This window comes from Streptococcus oralis subsp. dentisani (assembly GCF_002860905.1).
In the GTDB taxonomy this organism is placed as follows: Bacteria; Bacillota; Bacilli; order Lactobacillales; family Streptococcaceae; genus Streptococcus; species Streptococcus oralis_BA.
Genome location: NZ_PKIG01000007.1, coordinates 74344 through 82804, shown reverse-complemented (window position 1 = coordinate 82804; position 8461 = coordinate 74344). Strand labels below are relative to the sequence as shown.

The following is an 8461-nucleotide window of genomic DNA, read 5'->3' as shown; positions in this document are numbered from 1 at the left end:
CTCCTCCTTCAGCGTTCTACTTGCATGTATTAGGCACGCCGCCAGCGTTCGTCCTGAGCCAGGATCAAACTCTCATTAAAAGTTTGAGTTCTCACTCATTTCTGTCACTGACAGATTTATTGTTTTTTCATTGTTCAGTACTACAACCTTAGTTGTAGCGCCCTGCACATTGGTTCGTCTTGTTCAGTTTTCAAAGGTCTTTGTCACTCACTTCTCTCAAGTGACAACTATATTAGTATATCACAGCAGCTTTCGCTTGTCAACACTTTTTGAAACTTTTTTAAAACTTTTTTTTCATCAAGTGTTCCAACTGCAACATACCATAGTCCGTACGGGATTCGAACCCGTGTTACCGCCGTGAAAAGGCGGTGTCTTAACCCCTTGACCAACGGACCTGAGTTGTTATTTTCAACTCTTACTATTATACCGGCTTTTTGTTTTTTGTCAACACCTTTTTTAAACTTTTTACAAATCTTTCAATTCTTTTCAAGTGCAGCTTTTCAAATTATAGTAAAAAGAGCCAGAATTGTACTGACTCTTCTATTGTTCATTAAACTTAGAAGCACGTTCTTCTCCCCACCAATACGGGATTAGTTCTGCGACTTTAACTGTTTTTCTTATATTATAGTCCATCATGAATTCTGCATCTTTATTTTCAGTATTCAGTTCTAAAAGAAATTCTCTACAAGCACCGCAAGGCATGGCTGAACTTCCACCATAAGGTGCTTTATCTCGAAAGGCTAAGACTTTTCTAACCTTAGTTTGTCCCGAGAATTGGTACATTATTGAAGAGTGCTGCCCGCTCTGCGCAGAGATGGAAAACACCACAGGTTCCCTCCATACAGAATCCTGTAACTATTTGTCCATCTTCTGCTTCTACTGCGGCAACGACATGATTAGCATAAACAAAATCAGATACTTCATGTGGATTATACAATTTCTGTGCTTCTTCGTACATCTTTTCCCAGATGTCCATTGTTGCATCCTTCTTATTTAGAGATTTCCTTTAACATATTTTCGATATGTTGGATTGATTTTTCACGGCCTAACAAGAAGATAGTATCTGGTAATTCTGGTCCATGCATTTCACCTGAAACTGCGATACGAATAGGCATGAAAAGATTTTTCCCTTTAATACCTGTTTCTTTTTGAACAGCTTTAATTTGTGGGAAGATATTCTCTGTTACAAATTCATCATCTGTCATTGCTTCAAGTTTTGCTTTGAAGGCTTCAAGAACTGTTGGGACTGTTTCCCCCGCCATGACTTCCCGCTCTGCTTCGGTCAATTCTGGGAAATCTGAGAAGAAGAGATCTGTCAATGGGATAATTTCATCGACTGATTTCATTTGTGGTTTATAGAGTTCAACTAATTTTTCAGCCTTGTCAGTCAATCGACCTGCTTCTTCTAGGAATGGTTTTGCCATTTCAAAGATAGTTTCTAGGTCTGCATTCTTGATATAATCATTGCTCATCCAGTCGAGTTTCTTCTGATCAAAGGCTGCAGGAGATTTGCTGAGGCGGTTTTCATCGAAAAGTTTAATCAATTCTTCACGAGAGAATATTTCATCTTCGCCACCTGGGTTCCAACCAAGAAGAGCAATAAAGTTAAAGACTGATTCTGGAAGGTAACCTTTCTTTCGGTAATCTTCGATAAATTGAAGTGTATTAGTATCACGTTTAGATAACTTCTTACCAGTCTCAGAGTTGATAATCAAGGTCATGTGACCAAACTCTGGAGCTTCCCAACCAAGTGCTTCATAAACCATAAGCTGTTTTGGTGTATTAGCAATATGGTCATCTCCACGGATAACATGAGAGATTTGCATATCATGGTCATCGATAACAACGGCAAAGTTGTAAGTTGGGTAACCGTCTTTCTTTTGAATAACCCAGTCACCACCGATATTGCCACCTTCAAATTCGATATCGCCTTTGACCATGTCATGCCATTTGTAGATACCTGACTCATTGACAGCCAAACGAACTGTTGGAATGATACCAGCTGCTTCACGTTCTGCAATGTAAGCAGCTTTTTCCTCTTCACTCATACCAAGGTATTCGTTGATGTAGCGTGGTGTTTCACCAGCCGCTTCTTGGCGTTCGCGTTCAGCCGCCAATTCTTCTTCTGTAACATAAGATTTGTAGGCTTTTCCTTCAGCTAGCAATTGGTCGATGTATTTTTGATACAAGTCCAAGCGCTCAGACTGGCGGTAGTTTTCATGTGTTTCTGGGCTTTCATCCCAATCCATGCCTAACCAACGAAGATTTTCAAGCTGTGAACGTTCACCATCCTCGACATGACGTTTACGGTCAGTATCTTCGATACGGATAATAAAAGTTCCACCGTGATGACGTGCGTAAAGGTAGTTGAACAATGCTGTACGGGCATTTCCGATGTGTAGTAGTCCTGTTGGACTTGGTGCGTAACGTACGCGGATATCTTTTGACATAGTTTCTCCTATAAAGTCTCTAGGCGTCTGCCTTTTTGCTCTCTATATTATATCACAAGTCTTGGCTGAGTCCAATTTCTATGGATAAAGAGAGTAAAAAGAGTGGACAAACCACTCTTTTCTTCTATTATAGACGTGCGTTAAGTTCTTTGCTTAATTCTTCAAATCCTGGTTTTCCAAGAAGGGCAAACATGTTACGTTTGTAAGCTTCAACACCTGGTTGGTCAAATGGGTTGATAGCATTCAAGTAACCTGAAAGGGCGATAGCCAATTCGAAGAAGTAGATAGTGTAACCAAGAGTGAAAGCATCTTGCTCTGGAAGAGTGACGTACATGTTTGGTACATCACCATCTGTGTGGGCAAGAAGAACACCGTCAGTTGCTTTTTTGTTTACAAAGTCAACGTCTTTTCCTTGAAGGTAACCAAGTCCATCAAGGTCTTCTTCCAAGCTAGGGATAATCACGTTCTTACGAGGTTTGTCAACGCGGACGACTGTTTCAAACATGATACGAGTTCCTTCTTGGATAAATTGACCAAGTGAGTGCAAGTCAGTTGAGAAGTTGGCTGAAGTTGGGTAGATACCTTTTTGGTCTTTTCCTTCTGATTCACCAGCCAATTGTTTCCACCATTCTGAGAAGTATTGAAGTGATGGTTCATAGTTTACCAAGATTTCAGTTGCATAGCCTTTACGGTAAAGGATGTTACGAACTGCTGCGTATTGGTAAGCTTCGTTTTCAGAGATTTTATCTGAAGTGTAGTCTTTGCGAGCTGCGTTAGCACCTTCCATAAGGGCTTTGATGTCAGCTCCTGAAGCAGCGATTGGAAGCAAACCAACAGCTGTCAATACTGAGAAGCGTCCACCGATGTCATCTGGAACCACAAATGTTTCCCAACCGTTGGCATCTGCTTCAACCTTAACAGCACCTTTTTGGCGGTCAGTTGTTGCATAGATACGTTTGTTGGCTTCTTCTTGTCCGTATTTCTTAACCAAGAGTTCTTTGAAGACACGGAAAGCGATAGCTGGTTCAGTTGTTGTACCTGATTTAGAAATTACGTTTACTGAGAAGTCTTTGTCTGAAACATACTCTACCAAGTCAGCAAGGTAAGTAGATGAGATTGAGTTTCCTGCGTAAAGGATTTGTGGAGCCTTACGTTCTTCTTTTGTTTGCAAGTTAGCAAAGTGGTGGTTCAAGAAGTCGATTGCTGCTTTGGCACCAAGGTAAGATCCACCGATACCAATCACAACCAAAACATCGCTGTCTGATTTGATTTGCTCAGCAGCTTTCAAGATGCGGCCGAATTCTTCACGGTCGTAGTTTTCAGGAAGGTCCAACCATCCCAAGAAGTCGCTACCAGCACCAGTTCCTTTACGGATCAATTCATCTGCTGCTGTTACTTGTGATTGCATGTATTCCACTTCATGTGGTGCAACAAATTTGTCTAAAACTTTTGAATAATCAAATTTAATATGTGACATGTTATTCCTCCAATATTTCTTCTTTTCTATCATAACGCTTACCTTCGTTTTTTTCAAGTTTTTTTGTCGAATTTCTCCAATTTTTATCAGAATTCAAACGTTTGCGTAAAAATCCCACATTCCAAAAATTTTGAAATAATAAAAAGAAAGAACGACTAGATGTTCCAGCCGTTACAGTTCATTCAATAAATACTCAAATAATTCTAAATTGCCATCTTCTTCATTAACCAGAAACTCTGGATGCCACTGCAAACCGATAATGCGGTGCTCGTCGATAGACTCAATCGCTTCGATGGTCTTGTCTCTTGGATCAATAGCGGTCACGCGGAAATTAGGTGCCAAATCTTTGATACTCTGACGATGGACAGAGTTAACCTGACTTTCTTTTCCGAATAACTTAGCCACCACGCTTCCTTCCACTGTCTCAATAGAGTGAGATGTTCCGAAAGGTAGTCCTTGCCAGTGACCTTCGATTTCTTGATTGAGGGTTCCACCAAAGGCAACATTGACAAGTTGGACACCACGGCAGATTGCCATAATTGGTTTATTCTGACGGAGCGCTTCTTTCAAAAGCGCCAATTCAAATTCATCACGGACTAGATTGTAATCATCGCTCTCGATGGTCTTTTTCTCTCCGTAAAACTGAGGATGGACATTTTGGCCTCCTGTCAAAATCAATTTGTCAATCATTTCCACATAATCGCGCACCACTGACTCATCACCAACAGGAATGACTAAAGGGAGACCACCGACTTGACGAATGCTCTCTGCGAATCTACAAGATACAGATGAATGAATGTTTTTTCCTTCTGCGTCTACAGGACATAGATTTGCAGCAACTCCTACAACCGTTCTAGCCATGATGTCTCTCCTTTCGAATGTTAACGATAGTCCTATCATATCACTCAAAACGTCTTTCGTCTAATATGTTTTTTTTAAGTCTGTGATAAATATTTTTTATGGACAAGAAAAAGCTGCCCACATAGGACAACTTTTTTCTTATTCGAAAACAAATTGATTGTGATAGAGTTCTGAATAGAATCCACCTAGCTTCAAGAGTTCATGGTGGTTACCACGTTCAATGACCTCTCCATCTTTAAGGACAATAATCTGGTCTGCATTAAGGATGGTCTTCAAACGATGGGCAATAACAAAACTGGTTCTGCCTGCTACAACCGCCTCCATGGCGTGCTGAATCTTACTTTCTGTCACCGTATCTACGTTTGAAGTGGCTTCATCGAGAATGAGAACTTCTGGATCTGTCATCAGGGTTCGAGCGATAGAAATCAATTGTTTTTGCCCTGTCGAGAAGATGCTCTGGTCATCATCTATAAGGGTATCGTACTTATCAGGCAAGCTTTCGATGTAGTCGTGAATATGGGTTGCCTTGGCTGCTGCCTCAACCATTTCTTGACTAGCATCTGGCACACCAAAACGGATATTGTCTCGAATCGTTCCGCTAAACAAGACCGAATCTTGCAAGACAATTCCCACCTTGCTTCTGAGACTATCTAAATCATAGTCACGGATGTCTTTACCGTCAAAATAAATCCCACCAGCATTAACATCATAAAAGCGATTGATGAGGTTCATAATAGTCGTTTTCCCTGACCCAGTCGGACCAACAACCGCTGTCATCTGGCCTTTAGGAGCAGAAATGCTGACATCTTTCAAAATGGGTTTATCAGGCAAGTATGAGAAATCAATGTGGCTGATTTCAACACCTTCTTGCAACTGAGTGAAGGTTGGAGCATTTTCAGGTCGGATTTCTTCCTCTGCATCAAACATTTCCTGAATCCGTTCAGCCCCTGTAAAGGCCAACTGAAGGCTTCCCCAACTAGCCGCAACTTGAATAATAGGCTGGTAGTACTGCTGAGAAAATTGGGCAAACATAACAATCAAACCGAGGGCTGTACTTGTTTCAATAGTCTTATCATTCAGTAGAACAGCTGAACCAGCAAAGATAACGATGGCTGTATTAACCAGACTCATCCCATTCATGACAGGGAAAAGAATTCCTGAGAACATTCTTCCTTTAAAGGTCGCCTTGCGCACGCGCTCATTTTGTTCAAGAAATCCTGCCATCATATCCTCTTGAATTCCTTGGACAATGACGGCTTTTTGACCTGAGATACTCTCATCCATATAGGCATTGAGCTTCCCTACCTCTTTTTGCTGGAGGTTGGTGTATTTGCGTGCCATTTTCACGATAAAAATCAGCATGAGGAAGGCCACTGGTGTGCTGGCAATAGTAATGAGGGCCAGCGTTACATTTCTCGAAAACATGACAAGAATCAGACCAATGTATAAAACAATATTACTCATGACCTGAATCAAGCTCTCGTTAAAGGCTTGGAGGATATTATCCAAATCACTGGTAAAACGAGACAGGATATCCCCATCTTGTCGGCGGTCAAAGAAAGAAACCGTCAATCGCGCAAGCTTGCCAAAGAGGCCTTTGCGCATCTCATTGGTCGATTCTGCAATCACGCGCGTCATGAGACACATGTATATGACACTGGAGATAAAGAGAACCAAAACCAGCAGACCAAGATTGACCATGATTCCTGATAGACTTTGCCAGACAAGTTCTGGATTACCATTTTGATAAGCTTGAACTAAATTGGCTAGTTGCGTTACCGCTTGTCCAGAAAAGACCGGAAAGAGGGCTTGGGCAAGAGTCGCTAGAACAATCATCAGGATGACAACTACAAATGATAGCTTATAGACTTTAAAATAATTCCAAAAAAATTGAATTGTCTTCATCTTACTCCTCCTTTCCTTTCTGTGTTTCATAGATTTCACGGTAAACGGCATTATTAGCAACCAAGTCTGCATGTGTCCCTTGACCAATCAATCGACCTTGATCCAGAACCAAAATTTTATCCGCATGAACAACTGAGCTAATCTTTTGAGCGATGATAATGGTTGTTGTGCCTTTTAAGTCCTTATTCAAGGCTTCCTGAACCAGGCGCTCTGACTTGGCATCCAAGGCTGAGGTCGAATCATCAAAAATCAGAATACGTGGATTGCTGACAATCCCGCGCGCAATCGACATCCTTTGCTTTTGCCCACCTGAGAAGTTGGTTCCCCGTTCCTCAACTGGACTCTCAAAGGTTTTCTCCATACGATAAATGAATTCACTGGCTTGGGCAATATTGGCTGCACGCTCCATTTCAAATAGAGTAGCATCTCCCTTACCCTGTCTCAAGTTATCTGCAATGGTTCCACTGAAGAGAATGGCACGTTGGAGAACGATAGACACTGTTTTACGCAGGGTACCTTCACTCACTTCGCGAATATCCTTGCCTCCAATTTTGATAGCCCCTGTCTGTGGGTCAAAGAGACGTGGAATCAATTGAGCCAAGGTTGATTTTCCTGCACCAGTCGCTCCAACTACACCAACCATTTGACCAGGTTCGATAGTAAAGGTTACATCTTTCAGCATTGGTTCCTTGTCCATTGGATAGGTAAAGGTCACATTTTCAAAGCTAAGACTTCCGACCAACTCTTCATCTGGGACATCCTTGAAGGTCATGGCTGGCTCTGCGTCCAGAATTTCTCGAATACGACGCATGGAAATCATAGCACGACTGACAGAATTTCCCAAAAATCCAACCATAACAATGGTAAAAATAATCTGGCTTAGGTAATTGACAAAGGAAGCAATGGAACCAACAACTGACGGATCCGACTGAACCATCCCAGCAACTAGCCAAATAGAGAGGAAAACCGTCCCGTAGCCGACTAACATCATAAAGGGTTCCACTACTGAAAAGGCATAACCAATGTAAAGGTTTTGACCAAGAAGCTCGTCTGATACCTCTGTAAACTTAGCAAACTGCTCTTTTTCTTGGACAAAGGACTTGACCACACGAACACCGCGCAGATTTTCCTTGGCAATGGCATTGATGCGTTCAAGAAGGGTTTGAAACTTGGCAAAACGAGGCCCCATCATTCCCATCATGACAGCAGTCAAGCCAAAAATCAAGACTACCATGAGAACAATCACCCACCACAGAGAAGGTAGGGTTTGAACCGCCAGGATAAACGAACCGATAAACAAGAGGGGAAGTCTGAAAAGAATTTGGAAGGTCATCATGACCACGTTCTGAATCTGGTTGATGTCATTTGTCATGCGAACGACTAGATTTCCCGCATTAAATTGTTCAATATTGGCATAAGAAAAGGTTTGGATTTTACGGAAGGCGTCCTCCCGAAGGTCAGATGAAACTCCTTGGGCAATATAGGCTGCAAGGACAACATTGAGACCACCAGCAACTAGACCAACCAGGGCCACACCAATTAACCAAGCCCCGATACTATAAATAGCTTCATATTTTCCAGCAAGGAGGGCGTCTAAGACTTCCTGCAAATAACGCGGTTGCAAAAGTGAACTAGCAACCATCAAGCCTGTCATCAGGAGCGAAGCCAAGGCCTGCCACTTGTAGGTTTTTATTTTCTGAATCAGCATACTTTCTCCTTAAAAAATAGACAAAAGGGAGCGACAATGTGTCAGCTCCTTCTCATTCTG

General features: G+C 41.9%; 5 protein-coding genes, 1 tRNA gene, 1 rRNA gene and 1 pseudogene. All 8 read right to left on the bottom strand.

The window, feature by feature from the left end; genetic code table 11:
• Positions 1-80, bottom strand: a 16S ribosomal RNA gene (locus CYK16_RS09335); the annotation flags it as partial.
• A 243-nt stretch (positions 81-323) separates the two neighbouring features.
• Positions 324-395: transfer RNA gene (locus tag CYK16_RS09330), tRNA-Glu, on the bottom strand.
• A gap of 145 nt (positions 396-540) precedes the next feature.
• Positions 541-976, bottom strand: a pseudogene (locus tag CYK16_RS09325) (cytidine deaminase family protein).
• A 13-nt stretch (positions 977-989) separates the two neighbouring features.
• Positions 990-2450: a glutamate--tRNA ligase gene (gltX, locus tag CYK16_RS09320; protein ID WP_060806189.1), complete on the bottom strand. Its 1461-nt coding sequence runs from the start codon at positions 2448-2450 to the stop codon at positions 990-992.
• A 127-nt stretch (positions 2451-2577) separates the two neighbouring features.
• Positions 2578-3927 carry a glucose-6-phosphate isomerase gene (locus tag CYK16_RS09315; protein ID WP_060806190.1) on the bottom strand — a complete coding sequence of 450 codons (1350 nt, stop codon included), beginning with the start codon at positions 3925-3927 and terminating at the stop codon, positions 2578-2580.
• A 171-nt stretch (positions 3928-4098) separates the two neighbouring features.
• Positions 4099-4788: a gamma-glutamyl-gamma-aminobutyrate hydrolase family protein gene (locus tag CYK16_RS09305; RefSeq protein ID WP_060806191.1), complete on the bottom strand. Its 690-nt coding sequence runs from the start codon at positions 4786-4788 to the stop codon at positions 4099-4101.
• 138 nt (positions 4789-4926) lie between these two features.
• On the bottom strand, positions 4927-6693 hold the full coding sequence (gene patB, locus CYK16_RS09300; protein ID WP_101776940.1) for a multidrug efflux ABC transporter subunit PatB: 1767 nt from the start codon (positions 6691-6693) through the stop codon (positions 4927-4929).
• Position 6694: 1 nt separating this feature from the next.
• Positions 6695-8401 (bottom strand): multidrug efflux ABC transporter subunit PatA, encoded by a 1707-nt coding sequence (gene patA, locus CYK16_RS09295; protein ID WP_101776939.1) that lies wholly within the window; start codon positions 8399-8401, stop codon positions 6695-6697.
• Positions 8402-8461 lie beyond the last annotated feature (60 nt).